Raw genomic sequence first — 25561 nt, 5'->3', positions numbered from 1 at the left:
CCGCCCGCCCGGTGTCCATCTGTGGGCACGCTGGAACCGCCCATGCGCGCCCCCGTGGCCCTACTCCACTTCGATGCCGTAGTCCTGGACGAGCTGCTCCAGTCCTCCGGTGTAGCCCTTACCACCCAGCACAAAGTCCCAGTCCCCGCTGGGCCGGTGCCTGAAGGAGCCGAGTACCAACGCCGTCTCGCCGGAGCGGCCGTCGGAGACCTCCAAGCGGCCAAGTTCGGTCATCGTCGGGTCCAGCAACCGGATACAGGCATCGGTGAACCCGGAGAGATCGGCGTCCGGGTTCACCTCCGGGTCGACGGCAGCCACCAACACGAACCGATCCGCGGCCTCTGGCAGCGCGTCGAACGAGACACGAACTGCTGCTTTGTCCGGTGCCGCAGCCGGCACGGCGCGTACCGAGCCGTCCGGAGTCTGTGGGTTGTTGAAGAAGACGAAGTGGTCTTCGCTGAGTACTCGGTTGCCGTGGCAGACGAGGGCGCAGACATCCAACGCCACGTTTCCGGACCACGTCATGCCCAGCACGTTGTAACCATCGGGCGGCGTCGCGGGCCCGGAGGACGCCGACTGTGCGGGGACCGGTCGCCCGCCGTCCCCCAAGCGTCCGCGAAGCCCGTGCCGGTGCAGCAGGTCGACGAGTTCGCTGCCCGAGATCAGCTCCAGAGGCTTGCCACGGGCGAAGGTGTGCGAGCCGGGTCCGAAGCCAGAAGTCGTCACCAGAACGCCCTTGTTGGCGCCCATGTCCTGGACCGTGCCGTACAGGTCACGCACCGCGGTGGGCGGCACGGTGTTGCGATAGCGCTTCACCTGCACGATGATCTTTCCGCCTCGGATGGGAGTGGGATCCAGCGCGTCGACATCGACTCCGCCATCGTTCGACCGCTGAGTCGTCACGGCCTGCATGCCCATGGCGCGGAACAGGTCCGCGACAAGGGACTCAAAGGCGATCGGGTCCATGCCGTACAGGTCCGGCTCGTCGTGGACGTTGCCATGGGTGACGACTTGATTTCCGACGTCCTGAGGCTGCCGACTCGGCCGAACGGAGGTGAGCTGATCGGGTCGGATCGTCAGCTGTCCCCGTAGCGCTTCCGTCAGGCAACTGGTCGCATCCACCTGCTCCAGGTGCAGGTCAGTGAACGCCGCTCGCTGGGCCATGACGGTAGCCAGGAAGATGCGAGCCTGCCTGCCTGTCGCGGGATCGGGCGCGTCTACAAAGCCGTTCAGCGCGACCGAGTCGAGGATGCCGTACTCGTCCGCCGTGAAGAGCTGGTGCAGGACCAGCAGCACGCTCTGTGCCAGCACCTCCCTGTACAGCGCCCGCCGCTGCGTCGCCGGACGCGCCGTCTCCTTGTCCTGGTTCTCGGACTGGACGTACCTCACCGACTTCGCTGCCGGGACAATGTCGTACCCCGGCAGCTCCCAGTCCAGTACCAACTGCCGAGCCGACGGGTCGAAGGCCGCCGCTACCTGCCGGGGAAACCCTTCGGGCCAGGCAGTCGACGAGTAGAGAGCAGCTGAGAAGTACTCGACCACGGACTCGGGATCTCCCCGCCTGACACCCGCGGTCGCCTCGGTGATGCCAGCGTTGTGCCGTCGCACCTCGGCGCGCTGTGCCTCTGCCCGCTGTGCGTAGTTCCGCTGAGCGGCGGCTAACTGCTGCTGCCGCTGTGCTTCCGCAGCCTGTGCCGCATGCCAGTCGCGCTCGAACCGGGACCGTGCCTCAGCCTGCGCTTGCGCACGCCGATTCGCTGTCCAACCGCCCTGGGCCTGGTACTGATTCGGATCCGGCATGCGCACCGGCAAGGCGAGCTGGCCGGGGTCGAACGGCGGAACCTCTTCCGCACGCATCAACGACGACGCCCTGAACGCCGGCGCCTGACAACCCGCGCTCAGGAGGCCCTGCAGGGTCGCGACCTGTGCATTCAGTTCTGCCGTCAGTCGTCGGGCCTCCGCCTGTCGGTACTCTCGGTACCCCTGAGCGACATGTGTCTGGTAGAGCCGCGCCTGACGCGCCTCCTCTCGGCGCCGCCTCTCCTCGGACTCGATCTGACGCTGATGCTGACGTTGCATCTCAGCCCAAGTACCGATGAAACCAGCAGAGCGACGACTCATGCGCTCAGGCCCTCCCCAGGACGTCGGCAGCGCCGACCGAACTCTGATCGCCCCCGCAATCAGGTGTGACAAACCGACTTTATCCAGCAATCGCCGTCCTGGATATCAACTTGCCAATGGCAACTGGAACGAACTGTCCACGCAGGTCACCAGCGTGTGCACCAGGAGACGAGACCACGTCCTGCCAGAGGTCAGAGCCCATTGGAGACACCACGGAGCCCCCTCCGAATCGAAGGGGGCTCCAATAGGCCTTCAGCAGGTCAGGTCCAAAGGGTCTGAGGGGTCAGACCCACTCCAACACAGCAGCTACCTCGTCCTCGCCCACCTCAGTGCGAGTGCCCGCTAGGCGTAGGCGCAGCGTTCTTGACCGTCAGAGGCAGCAGCTTCTTCCCGGTCGGGCAATCTGGATGTGGGTGTCCATCTGCGGCCAGAAGGAAACGAGGCCAAATCCATCCGGTAGTGTCCGCGCCCGTGAAGACGTACGACGTAGAGACCGAGTGGTCCGCCGCAGACCTCGCCCTACTGGAGGACCTGAAGAGGGCGGAGGCGCTGCTCCCCGAGGACGCTCCCCGAGCCCTGCTCTCCATCCGCCTGTCTGTACTTACGGACGACACTACGTCGCCAGTGCGGCAGGAACTCGACCTTCGCCTACTCGCCAGGGAGAAGGGGTACCGCGTCGTCGGTGTCGCCTCGGATCTCAACGTGTCGGCGACGAAGGTTCCGCCGTGGAAGCGGAAGGCACTCGGCGAGTGGCTCAACAACCGAGCCCCCGAGTTCGATGCCCTGCTCTTCTGGAAGCTCGACCGCTTCATCCGGCGCATGACGGACCTGTCCACCATGATCGAGTGGTGCGAGCGGTACGGGAAGAACCTCGTATCGAAGAACGACGCGATCGACCTCGGTACGACTGTCGGCCGCATCATGGTCACCCTCATCGGCGGTATCGCCGAGATCGAAGCGGCGAACACGTCCACCCGCGTTACGTCGCTGTGGGATTACACGCGTACCCAGGACGCATGGCTTGTCGGTAAGCCTGCGTACGGCTACGTCACGACGAGGATCAACGGAAAGCCTGCCCTTGCCATCGCGCCCGATGCACACAAGGCGCTGCACTGGGCTCGCCGCATGGCGCTGCGAGGGGTGTCCGCCAGGCGCATGGTTCTGTGCATCGTCCGCTCTGGGCTCATGTCCGCCGGGCTCACCCCGTCGACTCTCCTCCGGCGCCTTCGGAACCCGGCGCTCATGGGCTACCGGGTCGAAGAGAACAAGCAGGGAGGGAAGCGGCGAAGCAGGCTCGTCCTCGGCAACAACGGCAAGCCGATACGGGTCGCTCCCCCGATCTTCACCGAGGAGGAGTTCGAGACCCTGCAAGCAGCGCTCGACCGCCGGAGCAAGAATCAGCCTGCCCGGCAGGCAGGCGGAGCTACGCAGTTCCTTGGTGTGCTGATCTGCGTCGACTGCTCAACCAACATGACCGTCCAGAAGACGAGCCACAAGGGGCGGGACTACGCCTACCTGCGGTGCGGCGAGTGCAAGAGCGGAGGGCTCGGCGCACCGAACCCGCAGGGCGTGTACGACGTGCTGGTGAGCGATGTCCTCCGAGTCCTCGGGGACTTCCCCGTGCAGGTCCGGGAGTACGCGCGAGGGGCTGAGGCCCGCGCCGAAGTGAAGCGCCTCGAAGAAGCCCTCGCCTACTACATGACCGAGCTCGAACCGGGAGGCCGCTACACGAAGACGCGGTTTACCCGGGAGCAGGCGGAGAAGGCGCTCGACAAGCTCACGGACGAACTGAACGCCATCGACCCTGAGACCACGCAGGACCGATGGACTCTCGTCCACAACGGGAAGACGTTCCGCGAAGTGTGGGAAGCGGGCGGCATGGAAGCCATGGCGGAGGACCTGCGCCGAGTCGGCATCACGTGCGAGGTAACGCGGACGAAGATCAAGGGAGTGCGCGCCCCGTCCGTACACCTGCGGTTGAAGATCCCTCGCGACGTGCGCGAGCGCCTCGTCATCAAGAGCGACGACTTCGCCGCGAAGCTCTGACGGAGTGTTGCCCCTGTCCTGGCTCGCCTACCGCAACGCGAAGGGCAGGGGCTCGGCCGGCCAGCTTGACGACCGAGCGGCCTGCCGTGTAGGAAGATCCCTCCCGCTCCTTCGAGAGCGGACACCGTAGCTCCCGCCGCTTGACGGCGGTAGAGCTGGCCACCAGAGCCGGGGGCCGCCATCCAGAGGGCTGGCAGGGGAGGCAGGAGCACCCCGAGCGCGAACGGTACGCGCGACTTCCAATCACTCGCCGAGGCGTAGCTACGTGCTGCCCTGGGCCACTGCCAGGAGGTCGCCCCCCTTGATCATCACGAGCGAAATCATCTGGACCTGCGAGGCGTGCGCGTCACCCCTCATCGACGGGCAGGCACACGTCTGCGGCACCGCCGAGGCCACTGTCTGAACCAGTCCTGCTCACTCTGACCAACTCACAGAAAGAAGGGGGGCACATGCGCCCGCCATCCGGCGGGGGTTAGCGGCGCGCTGCGCCATGCAGAGAAGCAGGGAAGGGAGCCGCAACGGGTGGCGATCTACTTCGGTAACGGCAAGCCATGGGGCGCCGTTGCCCAACACGAGTTCCGCCGCATGGCGCGGGACGCGAGGAACATCAACCACTACCGCGTCCAGTACGCCGCCATCGGGTGGGCCGACCGCCACGGGCGCGCCAGCTTTCAGGCTGGCGAACTCGCGGCCATCCTCGCCGACAAGCACGGCAAGCCGCTCAGCAAGCAGAGCACGACCGGTGCGGTAAGTCGCGCGAAGGCGCTGGACCTCGTGTCGCCGCAGTCATCGGCCGCGTGCCTCGTCCTGCCTCGCTACCTGTTCCAGAAGGAGAAGGGGGCGCCTGTCCCCTGCCGGGCGCACAAGGACCGCCGGTAGCCAGTGGGGGTACGCCTCCCACGTGTACCAAGTACACGTCAGGCGCGTACCGGCATGGGCTCTGACCTGGGAAAACGTTCACGTCCTCTCTTTCTACTTTGCCCCCTTCGGGGGAGCAGCGGCGAAGAGAAGGAGGGGAGCAAGACCCAAGCCCAAGACGTAAGTCGCAAGCAGATGGGGCGGCCTTACGGCCGCCACCTGGAAGGAGACGATTCGCTTTTGAGCAAGACCAAGACAACGCCAGACCCTCGCCGTTGCACTCACTGCGGCGAAGCGCTGACGGGCAAGCGTCCGCAGGCTCGGTACTGCGGGGAGCATTGCCGAGATCAGGCGCGTCGCCGGAGGGACAGGGAAGCCGGGCGTTCCTCGCATGCCCGCAAGGGCTACCCGAAGACCCGGCCGAACCGGCAGCGCTACAAGCCGGGGCACCGCTTCGGCGGTCTCGTGCTTGTCGAGCGGCGCGGCGAGGTGAACGGTTCTCAGCGCGTCGTCTGCCGGTGCGACTGCGGCAGCGTGCGGGAGTACAGCCTGAGCAACCTCGTCAGTGGGGCAACGGTGCGGTGCTCGGACCGGAGCCAGCACCCCGACCCTCGGAGCAAGGGGGACGACATCACGTACGACGGCGCGCACAACCGCACGAAGGCGAAGCGGGGTAGCGCCAGCTCGTACCGATGCTGGAAGTGCGGAGGGCAGGCGCGGGACTGGGCGTACTCGCACACCGACTCGGACGAGAAGCGCATGGACAACGGCAGGGAAGCGGGCAGGCCCTACACCACGGACCCGATGCGAAGCCTGCCCCTGTGCCGTGCCTGTCACCGACTGTTCGACTCGACCACTGCGCCGCGCATGGTGGCCAGTGGGGTTGCGACCAGTAGCCCCGCGCTCGCCCTGGCCTGGGCGTACTGCGCGGATCGTCCCGGCATGAGGGACGACGACGCGTAGGCCGTTGCGGTATGCCCTCCCTGGCCCCGTTCCGGGGAGGGCGTACGACGACGCGTTGTTGCGCATCCGTCCGATGCCGGCCGAGGCGGCTCACCGGATCTGACCTGGGCTTTTCCTGGGGCTTGCGCCTTCACTGCCGCATGAATCGACCCTGGAACCGTGGCAGCGGAGAGGCCGCCAAGGTCTACCGGTGGTGCTCCTCCACCCGCCGCGCCTGATCGACCTTGAAATGGTGGCGCAATCTTTGCCGGGAAGACCCGGCGGTCAGGCAAGGACCCTTCAAGGGGTCATACCCCACCCCTTCCGCCGTCGCCTTCCCTCACCCGTCGCCAGCCGCAGGCCCCGACCGTGGCGCTGTGTGACCAGTAACGGGCGTCTCGAAAACCAAGGTTTGTGAGACGAGACCGGATGCACCCCGGAAGGGGGCGCAACACTGTTCAAAACCCGTCTCGAAACTTCCGTCTCAGGCTTGACGTATTGAGACGAGTTCTGAGACGGTCCCGGCCGTGACGACGAACACGATCACTGGTCAGCTCATCGGTTACGCCCGTGTCTCCACCGATGACCAGGAAGCGCAGCTCCAGCGCGACGCACTGACGGCCGCAGGCTGCGCCCGGATCTTCGAGGACAAGGCATCGGGCAAGAACACGAACAGACCGGAGCTCACGGCCGCACTGGACTACGCCAGACCCGGCGACACCCTGTGTGTCTGGAAGCTCGACCGCTTCGCCCGTTCCCTCATCGACCTTGTGACCATGGTCGACACCCTTCGAGAGCGGGGCATCGGGTTCAAGGTGCTCACGGGTGCACTGGCCAACATCGACCCCGGCACGGCGGACGGCCGTCTCATGCTTCAGGTGGTCGGGGCCATGGCGGAGTTTGAGCGCAGCCTCATCAAGGAGCGCACCCGCGCAGGACTGGACGCAGCCAAGGCACAGGGGCGTACCGGTGGACGGCCGTCCGTGGTCGATGAGGACGTACTCACGGTGGCCCGTGCAAGGAAGGCGAAGGGCGAGAGCGTGAGCGCCATCGCCAAGGCTCTCGGGATCTCCCGTGCCACCCTGTACCGCCACCTTGACGAGAGCGCCTGAGACAGACGCACAGGGGCGTATTCAGGCGCCCACCTCGGAGTGCACGGGAACGGGTGGGCGCACTCCCTCGAGCGCCTCCGCTCGGGCAACCAGGTGGGGCGCAAGGTCCGGGTACCAGCCACGGGCTACGGCTTGCAGCATCTCGGCCAGGGCTGCCAGTTCCCCGATTCGGCCGGCGGGGGTGTCGAGGACGGGCGCGAACTCCTTGCGGATGCGGGCGGCAACGTCGGGAACCAGCAGGCTGTTCGCGTGGAGAAGCCCCGCGTCGTAGCCGAAGGGCACCAAGCCCCACCGCTCCCAATCCAGCAGGGTTAGAGGCATGGCCGTGAGGTTGCCCCAGTGCAGGTCACCGTGACCGGTCACCCGCTCCACCTTGGCGGGGGCAGGGATGCCGAGGAACTGGGGGAAGGCTCGTTCGATCCACCCGTCCCGCACGGTTGCCTTCGCTCCCTCCGCTTCAGCGAGGAGGGCAAGGGCTTGGCGAAGGTCCGCCCACCACTCGTCAGGCAACCCCGGGTCGTGGTCGATGTCGGCCCGGTCGGGGGACACGATGGGTTGCGTGAGGTAGTCCAGTACTTCCGACTCGAAGGCCCACTCGCCGTCAGTCCAGTCATGCACCGCGTACAGGTGGGGGCGGGGCACGCCGTCAGGCACCAGCTCCGAGGCGCCGACGATGCCTTCCCCCGCCTTCCTGCCCGCGTTCCTCTTCGCCGTCCGGCTGACCCGTAGCCACCGGTCCCCCGCTCGGCGTCCGAGAGTGACACCGAGGAAGCCCCACGCCAGCGGCCCCGTGCAGGTGAGGCCCAGTGCCTTGGCCGCCCGGTCGTGGGCGGCCTCCATCAGGGCCTGCACCTCCTCATTCACCGGCGAGTTCATCCGTCACCCTCCTGAGTTCCTGGGCCGTCAGCGGCGCAGCCAGAGCCTTGGCCACATCGTCCCAGTGCTCGCGGGTGCTCGCGGAGGTGAGGACGACATCGAGGCCGGGGCACGAGCCAGCGGCCAGCAGGGCAGCGGCTGCGGCCGACAGGCCGGGGCGGATGAGGTTCACCAGTTCAGATGTCATGGCGTCGAGGAGTTCGCCCCCGTGCAGGGGAGCGGAGCCGAAGGTGATCAGCCCCGCGTCCTTCGCCTGCACCAGTGGTCCGCCGCCGTTCAGGGCCTGTGTAATCGGGGCATCCATGATCAGGCTGACGGGCACCTGCAAGGCCGTGAAGTGGTGCTCGGCGGAACCGGCCGCCTGCCGGGCGAGCGTGAGCAACTCGGGCACGCTGAGCGCTCCGGAGGTCAGGCCCGACCAGGTGGCGACGCCGTACCCGCCGATCCTGCCCGCATGGGCGAACTCTTCCAGCGCCGTGAAGGCTTCCCGTACACGCCCGTGCAGAACGGCACGGTCAAGGCCCTGCCCGTGGTGCTCGGGGTTGTGCACGAACACAAGGTCCACGCGCCCGAGCGCGGCCAAGGATCGCTCCGTCTGCCAGCGAACGAAGCCGCGTCCAAGGCTGTGCCTACCGGCCGCCTCTGCCCGGGTGAGCACGCCCTCAGTCAGGGCGGTGCGGCCTTGCTCCCCCGTGAAGAACCCCGTCTTCGTGGCTACCCGCACAGTTGGGTACTCCTGAAGAACCGGGCGCAGTTCCTCATGCGCCCGACCACGGGCGTAGTTGGGTGCCGTGTCCACCCAGGGGCTACCGGCGGCCAGGGCGGTGCGTGCCGCCTGACTGACGGCACGCACGCGGTATGTCCCCAGGCAGAGCGCGGCGGTCACAGCGCCGTCCCCACGACTGCGACGGCGTGGCCGTCGATGAGGACGGAGACCAGTTCGGCCACCTCCTTGACCTCCAGTCCGGCGGAGTCGGCGAGTTCGCCGAGCGTGGTCGGCTGGTTGGTCAGCAGCGTGCCCAGCGCGGGCGCGGCCGACTCGGCGAAGTCCCAAGCGGTACCAGCCGCCGAGAAGGTGACCGTGCCCTGTTCGCGGTTCGCCGTCAGGCGGCCCCTCGGAGTGGTGAGCTTGACCGTGATCTCCCCCCGCGCGGGGAGGCCGTCCACGTAGGGCAGGGACGGAATCGCGTGGCCCAGGTCCGTTGTGTCGATCGACTCCGCCCACCGCTCCACGAGGCGGGGGTCCGCCATCATGTCGGCCACCTCACGGCGTACAGCGTCGACGAAGTCCGCCTGTTCCGCCAGCGAGCCGAAGCGCGGGATGTCCCTGCGGAGCGCGAGGGACGCCCGAAGCTGGTCGACGACCCAGAGCATCAGGTCAGCGCCCGTGTGCGGGACCATCCCGAACGTGAGGTGAAGGGATTCTGTCCCCTGGTCAGCGGTGACCGAGTGCCACCAGCCGCGCGGCAGGTAGAGCACGTCACCCGGGGACAGAACGAGGTCCGCTACCGGGTCACCCTCCGGCTCCTCCGGCGACTCCACGTCTCGGAAGGTGGGCGCTTCACGGGTCATCCCCCACAGGCGCCACCGCTTCGAGCCGTGCAGTTGGACCACGACCACATCGTGGTCGTCCCAGTGCCGGCCGAAGCCCTCCCGCTCGGTCCACGAGGCGTACACGTTGGCCTGCACGGAAGTCCCGAGGAAGCGCTCAAGTCCCTCGGCAGCCACGCCTACGGGCGGGTGGATCTTCTCCACAGCGTCGAGGACCAGCGACGCCCCGTCTCTGAGCTGGGAGTGGAAGTCGGACGGTTGGATGCGGGACCAGGTGACCGCTCGGCGGTTCGTGGTCGGGATCGCGTAGCGGTGGAGCGGGACCATCTCGCCGTCGACCGACAGGCGCAGCCGGGGCGGCTCAAGCCGTTGTGTGGCGATGATTCGGTTCAGGTCGTCCCAGGAGAACAGGCCCGCCGTGTCGGCGGCTCCGGGGAAGTGCGCGTAGGAGCGGTGGTACGTCTGGGCGAGGAACGTGTCCCCGCCCAGACGCCCCGCCCACGAGGCTGCATCAAGCACCGTGGGCGCTCCCGTCAGTCGTTGCCGTCGGAACGGCCACTGCTGACGTCAGACTCCTGCTCGGCGCGGGTGCGCGCGGCCACGATCTTCCGCTTCGCGACGAGCAGTCCACCCCCCTCGGGGGCGGCCGACGTGGTGTTCTCTTCCACCATCGGACTTACCTCTCTCTTCTCGGGGACTCCCACCGGGATTCCGGCAGGAAGCCAAGGGACAGCGACGAGCGCGGCGGACGCCGACCTCGGCGACGACGGGCGCCCCGTGCACTCAGGGCACCCGCACGGCGGGTATTTGGTCGGGGAACCCAAGATCACTGCGTTGCGCGGGTTCACCTGCACCCTGCGCACCGGGCCGTACGTCCGGCCGCCGTCGTATGACACCCGGAGAGTCATGCGCCCGGTCGTCATGAGCGCACACCGGCGTCAGGGCCGAACCTCCGCCGGTACCCCAGCCGCCACCCCACGCCGTAGCGGACCCACTTTTCGTTTCGCTCGGTCGCTGCCATGGGGGAAATCATTGACCTGGAAAACGGCCGCTGTGTAGTTCTTTCCCGTCATGGACTAAAGATCATGAACGGCAGGCAGCGGACCATGACGCCAAAAGGGCCCTGGCCTCCTCACCGAAAAGCGCGTAGCTCTCCAGCGTGGAGAACAGTTCCAGATGCATTTCGATGTCTCTTGAATCTCTCAGGATTACGACACCCGTCGTGTTCTCCACAGTGGCCAGGGTGTTGCCGTAGACGGTAAACGTATCCATCGGAGCCATCGGCTTGTATCCCGCAATCGGGATTACGCCGAGCTTCACATTCTCCAGATGGGTCAGCGAAGCCAGCCGGTCAATCTGCAAAGCCATCGCAGCCGGTGGCAGAAGTGGCCACCGCACAGCCTACTCAGTGAGAATGAAAGTAAACCGCTTCGTCGTATCGTAAAGAACCTCCTGCCGCTCCAACTTCCTCGCGATCGTCTTGGTGACATCGGCGGGAGAGTGGGCAAGGCTGGCTCGGATGTACTCAGGCGTGGACAGGAGTCCGGTAATCATCGACAACAGAAAGAAGCGGAACTCCGTAGATGAGGACTCCAGGGCGGCAAGCTCAGTCTGTTTCTTCTCCAAGCCCTTCCGGCGAAGCGAGCGCAGGTCTTGCCATTCGGTATTGGCCAACCTCGCGAGAGCGATGACCTCCTCGATGACCTCGGGCGGAGCGACAACGGCCCGGAGGATTCTCTCCAGGTCGAGCAGGCTCGGTTGGGCTTTGCCGTTCTCGATCCGGCTGATCTTTGATTGGGACATGTTGCAACGCCGAGCGAGCCGGTCCCCAGTGAGGCCGGCTCGCTTGCGCAGTTCTTTCAGTAGGGCTGCCAGCTCCTGCTTGGGCTGCCCCAACTGTTCAGGGTCGAACGTCACCCGCTCACGTACTCCAGGAATGGAACCGACTCGGTTACGGCAATCCGCTTCCACTGCCGGTACGGCTCCGGATCACCCTCGTACAGTTCACGACTGATCTGCGTTCCGTCCGTCCGGTAGTTCATCAGGACGACTTTGGATTCGTCGAACATCCAGAAATCCTGATCCGGAAGTCCCGGGTTCTCCCGGTCGGTGAGATCGAGGATGCGGATCTCCTCGCCCACCTTCACGTGATGCCGGTAGTAGTACTCAAACTCGAACCGAAGGTAGTCCGAAAGCGGACGGGTCACGACATGCACCCGACCAACGCTCTTTCCTTCAGAGGTCCATTGCCGAACCTCATCCATCCACGCCGAGGTGTAATCGTCCGGCGACTTCTCCCCCGCGAGAAAGCGTTTCAGCTTCTCTGCTTCCTGCGGCATGGTGTAGACGGGCAGCGTCTCCAGTCGCCACGCCTCCCGCTCCATGGAATCGAAGCAGTCATTCCACGCGTCACCATCCAAGAGCACGGAACGCCTCCCTGAGAACCGACTCCGGGATTTCCACGAGCCCCTCCCCGGCGGGCGGGGTGAAGGCTTCCGACACGTCACCCTGGACGACGAACGATCCCGACTCCGTGCGGTACACGTTCGGGCAGTCCTTCTCTCCGCATTCACCGTTGCCATTGCCCGTCAGCCGGGTAAGCGCCGCACGCTCAGACATGCCAAACCCCCTTGGTCCTGACCCTTGTTGAGCCACCTGCCCAACGACGGTAGAGGGGGTGAGGCACCGCGTCCATGCATGAACGCGGGTATGCGCGTTGTTGCATGAACCCGTGCCCCGCGACGGACGCCTACCCGTCGCCGCTCTGTACGGGCGCGTGGCGGGCGAGTGTGGCCCGAGGGTGGCAGGGGCCGCAGCGCGGGCGTACGGACCGCCATGCGGGCGCTGAGCCCCTACTCGACGCGTCCACCAGGAAAGCCGAGAGGCGCCCGGACTGGACTGCCCGAGCGCCTCTCCTGACCTACACCCACTCGACCGCAGAGACGATGCTCGGGTCTCGCCGAGGGGCAGGGAGCGGTGTACGTCGTGAGGGGCTGGAAGCCTGCTCCCGTTCCCTCGTACCGAGCCCCCGGAGGATCTCGGCGCGCTCCGCCTCGGTCATTCCGGCGAGCGTCTCAGCCATCCGATGGACGGCATCGCCGCTGGTCACGACCCCTTCTTGACCGTGAGCGGAAGCAGCTTCTTACCGCTGTCGCTCAGTTGTGGCCATGTATCAAATTGGGGACACACCCCACAATCGAAGCACGGCGTCCACCGGCAGTCCTCGACCTCCGTCTCGTCGAGGGCGTCCTGCCAGTCCTCCCAGAGCCAGTCCTTGTCGAGGCCGGAGTCGAGGTGGTCCCAGGGCAGGACCTCCTCGTAGGTCCGCTCGCGGGTGGTGTACCAGTCGACGTCGACGCCGAACTGGGCCAGCTCCTTCTCCGCGCAGCTCATCCAGCGGTCGTAGGAGAAGTGCTCGCGCCAGCCGTCGAAGCGGCCGCCGTCCTCGTACACCGCGCGGATGACCGCGCCGATCCGGCGGTCACCGCGGGAGAGCAGGCCCTCGACGATGCCGGGCTTGCCGTCGTGGTAGCGGAAGCCGATGGAGCGGCCGTACTTCTTGTCGCCGCGGATCTTGTCCCGGAGCTTGGCGAGACGCGCGTCCGTCTCCTCGGCGGACAGCTGCGGGGCCCACTGGAACGGGGTGTGGGGCTTCGGGACGAAGCCGCCGATCGAGACCGTGCAGCGGATGTCGTTGGAGCCGGAGACCTCGCGGCCCTTCTGGATGACACGCGTCGCCATGTCGGCGATCTGGAGCACGTCGTCGTCGGTCTCGGTCGGCAGACCGCACATGAAGTACAGCTTCACCTGCCGCCAGCCGTTGCCGTACGCCGTCGCGACGGTCCGGATCAGGTCCTCTTCCGAGACCATCTTGTTGATGACCTTGCGGATGCGCTCCGAGCCGCCCTCGGGGGCGAAGGTCAGGCCCGAGCGACGGCCGTTGCGCGTCAGCTCGTTGGCCAGGTCGATGTTGAAGGCGTCCACGCGGGTGGAGGGGAGCGAGAGGCCGATCTTGTCGTCCTCGTAGCGGTCCGCCAGGCCCTTGGCGATGTCGCCGATCTCGCTGTGGTCGGCGCTCGACAGGGACAGCAGGCCGACCTCCTCGAAGCCCGTCGCCTTCAGGCCCTTGTCGACCATGTCGCCGATGCCGGTGATGGAGCGTTCACGGACCGGGCGGGTGATCATGCCGGCCTGGCAGAAGCGGCAGCCGCGCGTGCAGCCGCGGAAGATCTCGACCGACATGCGCTCGTGGACCGTCTCGGCCAGGGGGACCAGCGGCTGCTTGGGGTAAGGCCACTCGTCCAGGTCCATGACCGTGTGCTTCGACACGCGCCACGGGACACCCGACTTGTTCGGTACGACGCGGCCGATCCGGCCGTCCGGCAAGTACTCCACGTCGTAGAAGCCGGGGACGTACACCCCGCCGGTCCTGGCCAGCCGGAACAGCAGCTCCTCGCGGCCGCCCGGGCGGCCCTCCGCCTTCCAGGCGCGGATGATGTCGGTGATCTCCAGGACGGCCTGCTCGCCGTCGCCGATCACCGCGCAATCGATGAAGTCGGCGATCGGCTCGGGGTTGAAGGCAGCGTGGCCGCCGGCCAGGACGATCGGGTCGTCGACGGTGCGGTCCTTGGCCTGAAGCGGGATGCCGGACAGGTCCAGCGCCGTCAGCAGGTTCGTGTAGCCCAGCTCCGTGGAGAAGCTGACGCCGAGCACGTCGAACGCCTTCACCGGGCGGTGGCTGTCCACGGTGAACTGCGGGACGCCGTGCTCACGCATCAGCGCCTCCAGGTCCGGCCACACGCTGTACGTCCGCTCGGCGAGAACGCCCGCACGCTCGTTGAGGACCTCGTAGAGGATCATGACGCCCTGGTTGGGCAGCCCCACCTCGTACGCGTCCGGGTACATGAGCGCCCAGCGGACATCACAGGCGTCCCAGTCCTTGACGGTGGAGTTGAGCTCTCCACCGACGTACTGGATCGGCTTCTGCACATGCGGGAGCAGGGCTTCGAGATGCGGAAACACCGACTCAGCAGACTCGACAGACATCGCGGGACTTTCGTGAGCTGACAGGGGTGACCATCAAGCGTAACGCGGCCGGGACCCCTGTCCGTACGCTCAGCTCCCGGCCGGGATCTTCATCACCTGCCACACTCCCGGCAGCTCCCCCTCCACCGCGGCCGCCCGCTGCTCCTCCCTCCCGTACAGCAGGCCGTAGGTGAACGCGTTCTCCCCGGCGGCGTGCGCCTGCTCGGCCAGTTCCCGCAGCGCCTCCCGGCTCATCACGCTGTCCTGGTGCTCGCCGAGCAGGCCCTGGAGGTCCTTCATCGACGCCACCAGCTGCGACGCGGGCTTGCCGAGCGCGGGGGCCGCGGCCTCGGCCGCGTACCGTGCCCGCTTGGCCTTCTTGCGCGCCTCGTGGATCGCCACGTCACGGTCGCGCCCGGGCGGGGTGCCGAGGGCCTGCTCGACCAGCCCGGCCAGCATGTCGTAGGCCTCGTCGACGGCCTTGGAGAGCAGCGTCGCCGGCTTCCCGGCGGCCGCCCGGCGCAGCGGCGGGTCGGCGAGCAGGGCGTCGAGCGAGGTCAGCAGCGCGAGATAGCGCTCACCGTTCAGTACGTCGATGATCTGCCGTCGTGAGTCGCCGCCCCGCGCCTTCGACCAGGTACGCAGCCGGCCTCGGACGGGCTCGGTGACCAGGCCGGGCGGCAGTTCCTCGACGACGGCGCCGATCCGCTCGGCCAGCACCTCCTGGTCGCGGCCCGCGCCCAGCTCGCCCGCCAGCCACTTCAGCTCGTCACCGATCGGGTCGGTGACGGTCCGGTCGAGGATCTTGCGGTACGTCTTGAAGGTGCTGCGCATCCGGCGGGTGGCGACCCGCATGCGGTGCACCGAGTCCTCCACGTCCCGGCGCACGGCCGGATCGAGCTCGACGATCGCGTCCCGCTGGGCCCGCACATACGCCAGCACGTGGTCACCGGCGGTGACCGGCTCGGCCCGGTCCTTCTTCCGGGGCTGCTGCCTCTTCCCGCCGGTCTCGGCCAGCGCCCGGGCCAGCTTCGAGGGGGACTCGGCGGGCCGCACTCCGGCCTTGCGCAACCGCTTGTCGACCTTGTCGAGGAATGCCGGATCGCCGCCGTCGGCGAGTTCCACCTCGATCTCGGTCCACTCGGCCTTCCTCCCGCCGCCGCTGAGCCGCTCGGCCCGCACGGCGTCCACGCTGACCTCGGCGAGCAGGTTCCCGTCGACGTCCACCAGATGGCGTATGTCGCGCGTCGACCGCAGCCGCACCACGGGCGCCAGCTCCTCGTCGCGCACCCGGGAGCGGACCAGCGCGCCCAGCGCGGACGGCAGCTTGTCGGTCAGCGGGGCGTGGATCTCGTCCCGCACTCCGGTCGCCACCGGGAACTTCAGGTGCCATCCGGCGTCCGTGCCGCCGGTGCGGCGGCGCAGGGTGATCGAGGAGGCTGCCAGGCGCTCGTCGGCGGTGTCGTAGTAGGTGGCGTCCAGTTCGGCGACGCCCTGGTCGAGGACGGCCGCCACTCCGGCGACGCCGGTCAGGTCGGGCAGCCCACTGTCGTCGGACTCGTACTTGCGCTCGATCTCACGCTTCGTATCCGCCATGAACCGAATCTAGTGGGAGTCGGGATACGGCGGCAGGGTGACCAAGAGGTTAATGCGGGAGAAACCTCGCATTACCAGAGACCTCGCGCCGCCGGAAACCTCACGCCGACATGGGTCTCTGCACCCGGATCGACTGCAACAGCCCGACCGCCACCCAGACCGCGAACATCGACGACCCTCCGTAGGAGACGAACGGCAGCGGCAGACCGGTGACCGGCATGATCCCCAGGGTCATCCCGATGTTCTCGAAGGACTGGAAGGCGAACCAGGCCACGATCCCGGCCGCGACGATCGTGCCGTACAGCTCGGTCGTCTCCAGCGCGATCCGGCAGGCCCGCCACAGCACCACGCCCAGCAGCAGGATGATCAGCCCGCCGCCGACGAAGCCGAGTTCCTCGCCCGCCACGGTGAACACGAAGTCCGTCTGCTGCTCCGGCACGAACTGGCCGGTGGTCTGCGAGCCCTGGAACAAGCCCGACCCGGTCAGCCCGCCCGAACCGATGGCGATGCGGGCCTGGTTGGTGTTGTAGCCGACGCCCGCCGGGTCGAGGTCCGGGTTGGCGAACGCGGCGAAGCGGTTGATCTGGTAGTCGTCGAGGATGTGCAGCTGCCAGACGGCGACGGCTCCTATGGCGCCCGCGCTCAGCAGCCCGAACACCCAGCGGTTCGACGCGCCGGACGCGAGCAGCACGCCCAGCACGATCACCACCATTACCATGACCGACCCGAGGTCGGGCATGAGCATCACGATCAGCATCGGAACCGTGGCGAGGCCGAGTGCCTGCACGACCGTGCGATGGTCGGGGTACTGCTTGTCGCCCGCGTCCACCCGCGCCGCCAGCAGCATCGCCATGCCGAGGATGATCGTGACCTTCACGAACTCCGACGGCTGCAGCGAGAACCCGCCGCCCACCGCGATCCACGAGTGGGCGCCGTTGACCGTGGTGCCGAGCGGCGTCAGCACCAGCAGCACCAGGAAGACCGACGCCCCGTACAGGATCGGCACCGCGCCGCGCAGGGTGCGGTGGCCGAGCCAGACGGTACCGATCATCAGCGCGAAGCCGATGCCGGTGTTCAGCAGGTGCCGCACCAGGAAGTAGTACGGGTCGCCCTGGTTGATCTCAGTGCGGTTGCGGGTCGCCGAGTACACCAGCACCGCGCCCATCAGGGACAGCACCAGGGCCGACAGCAGTATCGGCCAGTCGAGCCGCCGGGCCATCGAGTCACGGGCGAACAGCCGGGTCCAGCCCGCGCGTTCGGGACCGTATCCGGAGACCTGGAAGCTGTTCGCGCCCGTCATGTGAGCATCCTTCGGCTGAGAGTCCCTCGGCCGAGCGTTCCCCGGCAACCCCGGCGGCCCCGGCGTCGCTGCCGCCGGCGCGTGTCCCGATTGCTCCCGGTCGGCGTCTGCGCGGTCGCCGCAGTCTGCACCTGCGCGCCCTCGTCCTCCGGGCCCTTCTGGCTGGCCTGCTGGTCCTTCGCCGGGTCCTTGGAGATCTTCGGCGCGGTGATCGAGCCGTCGGCCTGGATCTTCGGCAGGCTCTTCTGCGGGGTGGGCAGCAGGGCGTTCTTCTTGTTGATGGTGCCGTCGTCGGAGACGCCGTACAGCGCGTCGTAGATGTTGCGCACGGCCGGACCCGAGGCGCCCGAACCCGTACCACCCTGCGAGATCGTCATCACGATCGCGTAGTCGTCGGTGTAGGTCGCGAACCACGAGGTCGTCTGCTTGCCGTAGACCTCCGCCGTACCGGTCTTGGCGTGCATCGGGATCTTGTCCTGCGGCCAGCCGGTGAACCGCCACGCCGCCGTGCCCCGGGTGGCGACGCCCTCCAGCGCCTCGTCCATCTGGGCCAGCGTCTTCCGCGTGACCGGCAGCCTGCCGTGCGCCTCGGGCTTGATCTCCGTGACCTGCTTGCCGTCGGGGCTGATGATCGCCTTGCCGACCGTCGGGTCGTAGAGCGTGCCGCCGTTGGCGATGGCCGCGTAGATCGTCGCCATCTGAATCGGCGTCACCAGCGTGTCGCCCTGGCCGATGGAGTAGTTGATCTCGTCACCGGCACGCATCTTGTTGCCTTCGAGGCAGTTCTCGTAGGCGATCCTCTGGACGTAGTCCCCGTCCTTCTTGCCGGTCTTGCACCAGGCGTCCTTGTTGGCCTCCCAGTACTCCTGCTTCCACTGGCGGTCGGGGATACGGCCGGCGACCTCGTTGGGCAGGTCGATGCCGGTCTCCTTGCCGAGGCCGAACTGGTGGGCGGTCTTGAAGAAGTGGTCCTTCGGCTTGCCCTTGGGATTGATGCCGCCGTCCTTCTTCCACTCGTTGTGCGCGAGCGCGTAGTAGACGGTGTCGCAGGAGACCTCCAGGGCGCGGCCGAGGCTGATCGGGCCGTGGTTCTGGGACTCGAAGTTCTTGAAGACCTGACCGCCTACCGAGTACGCGCTGGAGCAGTTGTACCGGCCGTCGAAGTCGTAGCCCGCCTGGACCGCGGCGGCGGTGGAGACCACCTTGAAGATCGAGCCGGGGGCCGCCTGACCCTGTATGGCGCGGTTGAGCAGCGGGTAGTTGGACGTCTTACCGGTGAGCCGGGCGTAGTCCTTGGCGGAGATGCCGCCGACCCAGGCGTTCGGGTCGTAGGTCGGGTTGGACGCCATGGCGACGATCCGGCCCGTCTTGGCCTCCATCACCACCACCGCGCCGGAGTCGGCCTTGTACCGCTCGTTGGTGTTGCGGTCCCACTGCTTGCGGGCTTCCTTCATCGCCTCGTTCAGCTCGAACTCGGCGACCCGCTGCACGCGCGCGTCGATGCTGGTGACGAGGTTGGAGCCGGGTTCGGCGGCGTCCGATTCGGCCTGGCCCATGACCCGGCCGAGGTTGTCCACCTCGTAGCGGGTGACGCCGGCCTTGCCGCGCAGCTCCTTGTCGTACTCGCGCTCCAGGCCGCTGCGGCCGACCATGTCGGAGCGCAGATAGGGCGAGTTGGTGTCCTGGGCCTGCTGGATCTCCTGGTCGGTGACCGGGGAGAGATAGCCCAGCACCTGGGCGGTGTTGGCCGCGCCGGGGCTCGGATAGCGGCGGACGGCCTGCGGCTCGGCGGTGATGCCGGGGAAGTCCTCGGCGCGCTCGCGGATCTGCAGGGCCTGGCGCGGGGTGGCCTCGTCGGTGATGGGGATCGGCTGGTACGGCGAGCCGTTCCAGCACGGCTGCGGCGTCTCGGCGTCGCACAGCCGCACCTTCTCCATGACCTCCTTGGGCGTCATGCCCAGCACACCCGCGAGCTTGGTGAGGACGCCCTTGCCGTCGTCCTTCATCTTCAGCAGGTCGGTCCGGGAGGCGGACACCACCAGGCGTGTCTCGTTGTCGGCGAGGGCCACTCCGCGCGCGTCCAGGATCGAGCCGCGCACGGCGGGCTGGACGACCTGCTGGACGTGGTTGCCGGAAGCTTCACTGGCGTAGGCGTCGCCCTCGCGGATCTGGAGGTACCACAGGCGGCCGCCGAGGGTGGCCAGGAGGGAGAGGACGAGGACCTGGATGACGACGAGCCTGGTCTGGACCCGTGGGGTCCGTCCGGTCTCGGGAATATTGGTCACTGCGGCTGCCTCCCCCTCTCAGAGCGCGTACGAATGTGCGGGTACGAGTGATGAACGGCCGACCGCCGAGGCCGGGTTCCGCCCGAGCTCCCCCGTTCGGGTGAACTGCCCTGCGTTCACAGCCGCTTGACCCCCTTGATGCGCCCGGCCCGGGCCCCTCGTGCCCTGGCCGCCTTCACCTTCAGCCCGCCGAGCCCGCCCCGCTGGCCGCCGATGCGCAGTCCGGTGCCGGAGGAGAGCCAGCCGGAGGAGATGTCCGTCGCCTTGGCCGAGGAGTTCGCCTCCAGCGGGTTGTTGTCCGCGCGCCGGGCGAGCGCCATCAGGCCGGGGACGACGAACGGGGCGAGCAGCAGGTCGTACAGGGCGGCCGTGAACAGCAGGCCGGACAGGCCGACATGACGGGCGGCGGTGTCACCGACGAGGGCGCCGACCCCGGCGTACAGCAGGGTGCTGCCGATCGCGGCGGCGACCACCACGGCCATCGGTCCGGTGGCCGACTTCACCTGGCCGTTCTCCGGCTTGAACAGGCCCGCGAGATAACCGATGACGCACAGCACCAGCGCGTAGCGGCCGGCGGCGTGGTCGGCGGGCGGGGCGAGGTCGGCGAGGAGTCCGGCGCCGAAGCCGATCAGGGCGCCGCCGACATGGCCGTAGACCAGTGCGAAGGCCAGCACGGTGAGCAGCAGCAGGTCGGGGACGGCGCCCGGGAGATGCAGCCGGGCCAGGACGCTCACCTGGAGCACCAGGGCAACCACGACCAGGGTGGAGGAGAGCAGGATCCGGTTGAAGCGCATGGGTACAGCTCCCCTTACTGGTCTTCCTCTTGCCGGGACTCGCCGTCAGTGGGCGCCCCGGAGTTCTCCGCGTTCTCCGCGCTTTCCGCGTTCTCCGTGCTTTCCGCGTTCCCCGCGCTTTCCGCGTTCTCCGCGCCCGGCGTCACGGTCACCGTCACGGTGGGCGTCGGAGTCGGCTTGGGCTTGGCCGGCAGCACCGTGTCGCGCGGGTCCTTCTCAGGCGTCTGGACGACCACACCGACGATGTCGAGCTTGCTGAAGCCGACGAACGGTGTGACGTACAGCGTCCGGGTCAGGTCGCCGCCGGAGGGGTCGACGCGGGAGACCACGCCGACCGGGACGCCGGGCACGAACGGCTTGTCGGCCTGCGAGCCGAAGGTGACCAGACGGTCGCCCTTCTTGATCTGGGCCTTGCCGTTGAGGAGTTCGACGCGCAGCGGGCGGTCGCCCTGGCCGGAGGCGAAGCCGAGTTCGTCGCTGCCTTCCATCCGGGTGCCGACGGTGAAGTCGGGGTCGGTGGCGAGCAGCACGGTCGCGGTGTTCGGGCCGACGGTGGTGACGCGGCCGACCAGGCCGTCGCCGTTGAGGACGGTCATGTCGCGCTGGACGCCGTCGTTGGCGCCGATGTCGATGGTGATGGTCCAGGAGAAGCCCTGGGCCGCTCCTATGGCGATGACCTCGGCGCCCTTGATGCCGTACTGGCCCTCGCCGGCGATCTTCAGCATCTTGTTGAGCTGGTTCAGGCGGCTGCGGTTGCGGTCGTCGCTGCCGAGCTTCGCCTTCAGCGCCGCGTTCTGCCGCTCCAACTCGGCCATCCGGTCGTGCCGCTCGCCGGAGTCACGGATCGCGGCGATCGCGTTGCCCACCGGGTCGACCGCCGAGGACACACCGTTCTCGACCGGGCCGAAGACCGCGGCCGCGGCCCCGCGGGCACCGTCGACCGGTGAGTCCTCCCCGCCGCGGATGTCCACCGTGATCAACGCGAACGCGATGGCGACCAGCAGCACAAGAAGCAGCCGGCTCTCTCGTGTGTCCCTCACGTGCGGCGGCCGTGCCCTTCCTCATAGGAATCCGGGAAATCGGGTCGGCCCGAAGGAAACCGGACGACGGAATCCCACGGGCTGTTTGTGGCAGCTTATGCCTCGATATCAACGATCCGCCGTACGAGAGGCGATGGTCTCGTACGGCGGAATCGAAGCGTTACGTCATCTGCGCGGCTGGGCGTCCAGCACCTGCTGGAGCGCCTCGAACTCCTCGACGCACTTGCCGGACCCGAGCGCCACGCTGTCCAGCGGGTCCTCGGCGATGTGGATCGGCATACCGGTCTCGCGGCGCAGCCGCTCGTCCAGCCCGCGCAGCAGCGCACCGCCGCCGGTCAGAACGATTCCGCGGTCCATGATGTCGCCGGACAGCTCTGGCGGGCACTTGTCGAGCGTCGTCTTCACCGCGTCCACGATCGCGTTGACGGGCTCCTCGATCGCCTTGCGTACTTCGGCGGCCGAGATGACGACGGTCTTGGGCAGCCCGGAGACCAGGTCCCGGCCGCGGATTTCGGTGTGCTCGTCGGTGTCGAGGTCGTACGCCGAACCGATCGTGATCTTGATCTGCTCGGCCGTGCGCTCACCCAGCAGGAGCGAGTACTCCTTCTTGATGTGCTGGATGATCGCGTTGTCCAGCTCGTCGCCCGCGACGCGGATGGACTGGGCGGTGACGATGCCGCCGAGGGAGATGACCGCGACCTCCGTGGTGCCGCCGCCGATGTCCACCACCATGTTGCCCGTGGCCTCGTGGACCGGCAGGCCGGAGCCGATGGCGGCCGCCATGGGCTCCTCGATGATGTGCACCTGACGGGCGCCGGCCTGGGACGACGCCTCGATGACGGCACGGCGCTCGACGCCCGTGATGCCCGAGGGCACACAGACGACGACCCGCGGACGAGCCAGATACCGCCGCTTGTGGATCTTCAGGATGAAGTAGCGGAGCATCCGCTCGGTGATCTCGAAGTCGGCGATCACGCCGTCCTTCAGCGGACGTACGGCAACGATGTTGCCGGGCGTGCGCCCGATCATCTTCTTGGCTTCGGCACCGACCGCGAGGATGCCACCGGTGTTGGTGTTGATCGCGACGACGGACGGCTCGTTGAGTACGATCCCGCGACCCCTGACGTACACCAGCGTGTTGGCGGTCCCGAGGTCGACAGCCATGTCACGGCCGATGAACGACATTGAGTTCCCCATCAGGATTCGTCTGGCCTTCCCATGGAGCTTTTGAGGGCTTTTCAGGTCGGCGAAGGTGGGTGCTGTGACGTGAAGGCTTCCATCGTAGACGCGCCTTCCCGAACACTGCGCGAGGGTCTTCGCCATTGTCATCAGATGGCGCACCGCCTCGCTTGCAGAGACGGTCCATCGGGGGCACTCGTTCCCCCGATCGGCACGGATATGCCGGGGGACGGCCGCACATGCGCGGCCGTCCCAGGTCAGGCGGTTGAAAAAGGTGACGGCCCCTCAGAAGGACGCGCGGTGAACTCGTTCCACTTCTTCGGCGACGCGTCAGGCGCGGCCGGGGAAGAAGATCTTCACCTCGCGTTCGGCCGACTCCTCGGAGTCGGAGGCGTGGATCAGGTTCTCGCGCACGATCACGCCGTAGTCACCGCGGATGGAACCGGGCGCGGCGGCGATCGGGTCGGTCGGGCCGGCCAGCGCGCGCAGCCCCTCGATGACCCGCTCGCCCTCGACGATCATCGCCACGACCGGGCCGGAGGCCATGAACTCCACCAGCGGCTCGTAGAAGGGCTTGCCCTTGTGCTCGCCGTAGTGCTGCTCCAGGGTGTCCTGGTCCAGGGTGCGCAGCTCCAGCGCGGTGATCTGCCAGCCGGCCTTGCGCTCGATACGGCTGATGATCTCGCCGGTCAGGCCGCGACGGACGGCGTCGGGCTTGAGGAGGACGAGGGTGCGCTGGGTCACGACGGGGCTCCTTCTTGGGTAACGCGGGTCACGCGGTGTGCGGGGTGATGAGGCTACAGGGCCCTTCCGGGCGCCCGTTACGCAGTGTCAGCCTGCGCGGCGAATCTGGCCTTCGCCTCGTCGATCTTCCTGCCGTAGTGGACGGAGGCCCACCACAGCGCGGCGAACATCGCCCCCAGGAAGAACATCGTGGGGATGACGAAACCGGACGCGATGAGTCCGATCTGCAGCGCCCAACCCAGGGCCACCCCGCCTGGCCGGGTCACCAGGCCGCACAGCACCAGGCACAGGAACATCGCGATGCCGCTGACCGTCCAGACCGTCGACGTCGACAGATCCGGGTCCTTCATCGCGACCAGACCGGCGAAGCCGATGACGAAGACCTCGCCGATCAGGGTGGAAGCACAGAGCGTACGCATGGTGGGATTCAGCCCCTCCCCAGGAGCAGTCGGGCCTCGCCGACGGTGATGACGGATCCGGTGACGAGTACACCGCCGCCCGCGAACTCGCCCTCCTCCTCGGCCAGCGTGATCGCCGCCTCCAGCGCGTCCGGCAGCCGCGGCTCCACCTGGACCCGCTCCTCGCCGAACACCTCGACGGCGATGCCCGCCAGTTCGTCGGCGTCCATCGCGCGATGGCTGGAGTTCTGCGTGACGACGACCTCCGCGAACACCGGTTCGAAGGCCTCCAGCAGTCCGCGTACGTTCTTGTCGCCGCTGGCGCCGACGACCCCGATGAGCCGGCTGAACTGGAAGGCCTCGCCGATCGCCTCGGCGGCGGCACGGGCGCCCGCCGGGTTGTGCGCGGCGTCGAGGACGACGGTGGGCGAGCGCCGTACGACCTCCAGCCGGCCCGGCGAGGCGACGGCGGCGAACGCCTTGCGCACGGTGTCGATGTCGAGCGGCTCGGGCCGCTGCGCGCCGACGCCGAAGAACGCCTCCACGGCGGCGAGCGCGACGGCCGCGTTGTGCGCCTGGTGGGCGCCGTGCAGCGGGAGATACACCTCGGTGTACTCACCGCCGAGCCCGCGCAGCGTCAGCAACTGCCCGCCGACGGCGACCTGCCGTGCCACGACCCCGAACTCCAGCCCCTCCCGGGCCACGGTCGCGTCGACGTCCACGGCCTTCTTCAGCAGCACCTGAGCGGCGTCCACGGGCTGCTGGGCCATGATCACGGTGGCGTCGGCCTTGATGATCCCGGCCTTCTCACCGGCGATCTCGCCGGGGGTCCCGCCGAGCCGGTCGGTGTGATCGAGGTCGATGGGCGTCACGACGGCGACATCACCGTCGATGACGTTGGTGGCGTCCCAGCTGCCGCCCATGCCCACCTCGACGACGGCGACGTCGACCGGCGCGTCGGCGAAGGCGGCGTACGCCATCCCGGTCAGCACCTCGAAGAACGACAGCCGGTACTCCTGCCGGTCGTCGACCATCTCCACGTACGGCTTGATGTCCTGGTACGTCTCGATGAACCGCTCGGCCGAGATCGGCGCCCCGTCGAGGCTGATCCGCTCGGTGATGGACTGCACGTGGGGCGAGGTGTACCGCCCGGTCCGCAGCTCGAAGGCACCCAGCAGGGCCTCGATCATGCGGGCGGTGGAGGTCTTGCCGTTCGTGCCCGTGATGTGGATCGAGGGGTACGACCGCTGCGGCTCGCCCAGCACGTCCATCAGCGCGGCGATACGTGTGACGGACGGCTCCAGCTTGGTCTCGCCCCAGCGGGTCGCGAGCTCCGCCTCGACCTCTCGCAGCGCCTTGTCGACCTCGGGGTCCTCGGGGCGCGCCGGAGCCTCGGCCTGGGGCCCGCCGCCCTGGGTGCGCAGGGTGCGGCTGCCGGCCTCGATCACCGCGAGGTCGGGGTCGCGGTCGGTCTCGGCGGCGATGATCTCGTCGAACGACTCGCCGGGGTCGGAGGGGTCGCTGGTGTCACGCGGGGGGAGCTCACTCACGGGGCCAGTCTACGGAGGGGCGCTGACAAAGGTCGTGGGTGGCTTGTCCTGTCGTTCGGCCGCCGCGCCGTGGGGGCTGGTCGCGCAGTTCCCCGCGCCCCTAACGGCGTGAAGGCCCCCGGCGCCTACAAGGCACCGGGGGCC

At 68.0% G+C, this 25561-nt stretch carries 21 protein-coding genes and 1 pseudogene; 4 read left to right on the top strand and 18 right to left on the bottom strand.

From position 1 onward, the window contains the following. Window positions 1-60 precede the first annotated feature (60 nt). On the bottom strand, window positions 61-2121 hold the full coding sequence (locus tag HJD23_RS28080; RefSeq protein WP_171107424.1) for a restriction endonuclease: 2061 nt from the start codon (window positions 2119-2121) through the stop codon (window positions 61-63). Between the two features lie 471 nt (window positions 2122-2592). On the opposite strand from HJD23_RS28080, the gene HJD23_RS28075 reads away from it, so the two are divergent. The 4 genes from HJD23_RS28075 (at window position 2593) to HJD23_RS28060 (ending at window position 7079) form a co-directional block, all read left to right on the top strand. After that, on the top strand, window positions 2593-4167 hold the full coding sequence (locus HJD23_RS28075) for a recombinase family protein (protein ID WP_240980833.1): 1575 nt from the start codon (window positions 2593-2595) through the stop codon (window positions 4165-4167). Between the two features lie 522 nt (window positions 4168-4689). Beyond that, a complete protein-coding gene (locus HJD23_RS28070) occupies window positions 4690-5046 on the top strand; it encodes a hypothetical protein (protein WP_171107084.1) in 357 nt (118 codons plus the stop codon). A 513-nt stretch (window positions 5047-5559) separates the two neighbouring features. Then, the gene (locus HJD23_RS28065) at window positions 5560-5988 is read left to right on the top strand and encodes a hypothetical protein (RefSeq protein WP_171107420.1); all 429 of its coding nucleotides are present in this window, start codon (window positions 5560-5562) and stop codon (window positions 5986-5988) included. Window positions 5989-6494: 506 nt separating this feature from the next. Further along, on the top strand, window positions 6495-7079 hold the full coding sequence (locus HJD23_RS28060) for a recombinase family protein (RefSeq protein WP_171107418.1): 585 nt from the start codon (window positions 6495-6497) through the stop codon (window positions 7077-7079). A 21-nt stretch (window positions 7080-7100) separates the two neighbouring features. On the opposite strand, the gene HJD23_RS28055 is transcribed toward HJD23_RS28060, so the two are convergent. The 17 genes and pseudogenes from HJD23_RS28055 to HJD23_RS27975 form a co-directional block, all read right to left on the bottom strand. Continuing rightward, the gene (locus HJD23_RS28055; RefSeq protein ID WP_171107416.1) at window positions 7101-7955 is read right to left on the bottom strand and encodes a hypothetical protein; all 855 of its coding nucleotides are present in this window, start codon (window positions 7953-7955) and stop codon (window positions 7101-7103) included. After that, complete coding sequence (locus HJD23_RS28050; protein ID WP_277347781.1) at window positions 7936-8808, bottom strand: aldo/keto reductase; 873 nt, start codon at window positions 8806-8808, stop codon at window positions 7936-7938. The genes HJD23_RS28055 and HJD23_RS28050 overlap by 20 nt, the downstream gene beginning before the upstream one ends. Window positions 8809-8837: 29 nt before the next feature. Next, window positions 8838-10025, bottom strand: a complete 1188-nt coding sequence (locus HJD23_RS28045; protein ID WP_171107412.1) for a cupin domain-containing protein — start codon at window positions 10023-10025, stop codon at window positions 8838-8840. Between the two features lie 14 nt (window positions 10026-10039). Continuing rightward, window positions 10040-10177 (bottom strand): hypothetical protein, encoded by a 138-nt coding sequence (locus tag HJD23_RS28040; RefSeq protein WP_006143122.1) that lies wholly within the window; start codon window positions 10175-10177, stop codon window positions 10040-10042. 412 nt (window positions 10178-10589) lie between these two features. Beyond that, window positions 10590-11423: pseudogene (locus HJD23_RS28035) on the bottom strand (helix-turn-helix transcriptional regulator). Next, complete coding sequence (locus tag HJD23_RS28030) at window positions 11420-11932, bottom strand: DUF6879 family protein (RefSeq protein WP_171107410.1); 513 nt, start codon at window positions 11930-11932, stop codon at window positions 11420-11422. Before HJD23_RS28030 ends, HJD23_RS28035 begins: the two are co-directional and overlap by 4 nt. Further along, window positions 11916-12125: a hypothetical protein gene (locus HJD23_RS28025; protein WP_093548122.1), complete on the bottom strand. Its 210-nt coding sequence runs from the start codon at window positions 12123-12125 to the stop codon at window positions 11916-11918. Before HJD23_RS28025 ends, HJD23_RS28030 begins: the two co-directional genes overlap by 17 nt. 486 nt (window positions 12126-12611) lie before the next feature. Continuing rightward, on the bottom strand, window positions 12612-14552 hold the full coding sequence (locus HJD23_RS28020; protein WP_171107407.1) for a TIGR03960 family B12-binding radical SAM protein: 1941 nt from the start codon (window positions 14550-14552) through the stop codon (window positions 12612-12614). 69 nt (window positions 14553-14621) lie between these two features. After that, window positions 14622-16127 (bottom strand): CYTH and CHAD domain-containing protein, encoded by a 1506-nt coding sequence (locus HJD23_RS28015; RefSeq protein ID WP_171107406.1) that lies wholly within the window; start codon window positions 16125-16127, stop codon window positions 14622-14624. A gap of 100 nt (window positions 16128-16227) precedes the next feature. Further along, window positions 16228-17427, bottom strand: coding sequence for a rod shape-determining protein RodA (gene rodA / locus HJD23_RS28010; protein ID WP_171107404.1), 1200 nt, complete (start codon window positions 17425-17427; stop codon window positions 16228-16230). Continuing rightward, entirely contained in the window at window positions 17424-19712 is a 2289-nt protein-coding gene (gene mrdA, locus HJD23_RS28005; RefSeq protein ID WP_171107402.1) for a penicillin-binding protein 2, read from the bottom strand. Before mrdA ends, rodA begins: the two co-directional genes overlap by 4 nt. A 116-nt stretch (window positions 19713-19828) precedes the next feature. Continuing rightward, entirely contained in the window at window positions 19829-20506 is a 678-nt protein-coding gene (gene mreD / locus HJD23_RS28000; RefSeq protein ID WP_171107399.1) for a rod shape-determining protein MreD, read from the bottom strand. A 14-nt stretch (window positions 20507-20520) separates the two neighbouring features. Further along, window positions 20521-21546, bottom strand: a complete 1026-nt coding sequence (gene mreC / locus HJD23_RS27995) for a rod shape-determining protein MreC (RefSeq protein WP_171107396.1) — start codon at window positions 21544-21546, stop codon at window positions 20521-20523. 165 nt (window positions 21547-21711) lie between these two features. Next, the gene (locus HJD23_RS27990) at window positions 21712-22731 is read right to left on the bottom strand and encodes a rod shape-determining protein (protein WP_006133575.1); all 1020 of its coding nucleotides are present in this window, start codon (window positions 22729-22731) and stop codon (window positions 21712-21714) included. 324 nt (window positions 22732-23055) lie between these two features. Next, window positions 23056-23469, bottom strand: a complete 414-nt coding sequence (gene ndk / locus HJD23_RS27985) for a nucleoside-diphosphate kinase (RefSeq protein WP_141314311.1) — start codon at window positions 23467-23469, stop codon at window positions 23056-23058. A gap of 77 nt (window positions 23470-23546) precedes the next feature. Then, a complete protein-coding gene (locus HJD23_RS27980) occupies window positions 23547-23888 on the bottom strand; it encodes a DUF4233 domain-containing protein (protein ID WP_171107394.1) in 342 nt (113 codons plus the stop codon). 8 nt (window positions 23889-23896) lie between these two features. Further along, a complete protein-coding gene (locus HJD23_RS27975; protein ID WP_171107392.1) occupies window positions 23897-25417 on the bottom strand; it encodes a folylpolyglutamate synthase/dihydrofolate synthase family protein in 1521 nt (506 codons plus the stop codon). Window positions 25418-25561: the final 144 nt, after the last annotated feature.

It is taken from the genome of Streptomyces sp. Z423-1 (genome assembly GCF_013009255.1).
GTDB classification, from domain to species: domain Bacteria; phylum Actinomycetota; class Actinomycetes; order Streptomycetales; family Streptomycetaceae; genus Streptomyces; species Streptomyces gossypiisoli.
This window is presented reverse-complemented; position numbering and strand designations above follow the sequence as displayed.

Excerpts from the sequence above, each read along its gene's own strand:
- HJD23_RS28080 (WP_171107424.1), bottom strand. The coding sequence starts at position 2,121 with ATGAGTCGTCGCTCTGCTGGTTTCATCGGTACTTGGGCTGAGATGCAA.
- HJD23_RS28055 (WP_171107416.1), bottom strand. The coding sequence starts at position 7,955 with ATGAACTCGCCGGTGAATGAGGAGGTGCAGGCCCTGATGGAGGCCGCC.
- HJD23_RS28040 (WP_006143122.1), bottom strand. The coding sequence starts at position 10,177 with ATGGTGGAAGAGAACACCACGTCGGCCGCCCCCGAGGGGGGTGGACTG.
- HJD23_RS28025 (WP_093548122.1), bottom strand. The coding sequence starts at position 12,125 with ATGTCTGAGCGTGCGGCGCTTACCCGGCTGACGGGCAATGGCAACGGT.
- HJD23_RS28020 (WP_171107407.1), bottom strand. The coding sequence starts at position 14,552 with ATGTCTGTCGAGTCTGCTGAGTCGGTGTTTCCGCATCTCGAAGCCCTG.
- HJD23_RS28015 (WP_171107406.1), bottom strand. The coding sequence starts at position 16,127 with ATGGCGGATACGAAGCGTGAGATCGAGCGCAAGTACGAGTCCGACGAC.
- rodA (WP_171107404.1), bottom strand. The coding sequence starts at position 17,427 with ATGACGGGCGCGAACAGCTTCCAGGTCTCCGGATACGGTCCCGAACGC.
- mreD (WP_171107399.1), bottom strand. The coding sequence starts at position 20,506 with ATGCGCTTCAACCGGATCCTGCTCTCCTCCACCCTGGTCGTGGTTGCC.
- HJD23_RS27990 (WP_006133575.1), bottom strand. The coding sequence starts at position 22,731 with ATGTCGTTCATCGGCCGTGACATGGCTGTCGACCTCGGGACCGCCAAC.
- HJD23_RS27980 (WP_171107394.1), bottom strand. The coding sequence starts at position 23,888 with ATGCGTACGCTCTGTGCTTCCACCCTGATCGGCGAGGTCTTCGTCATC.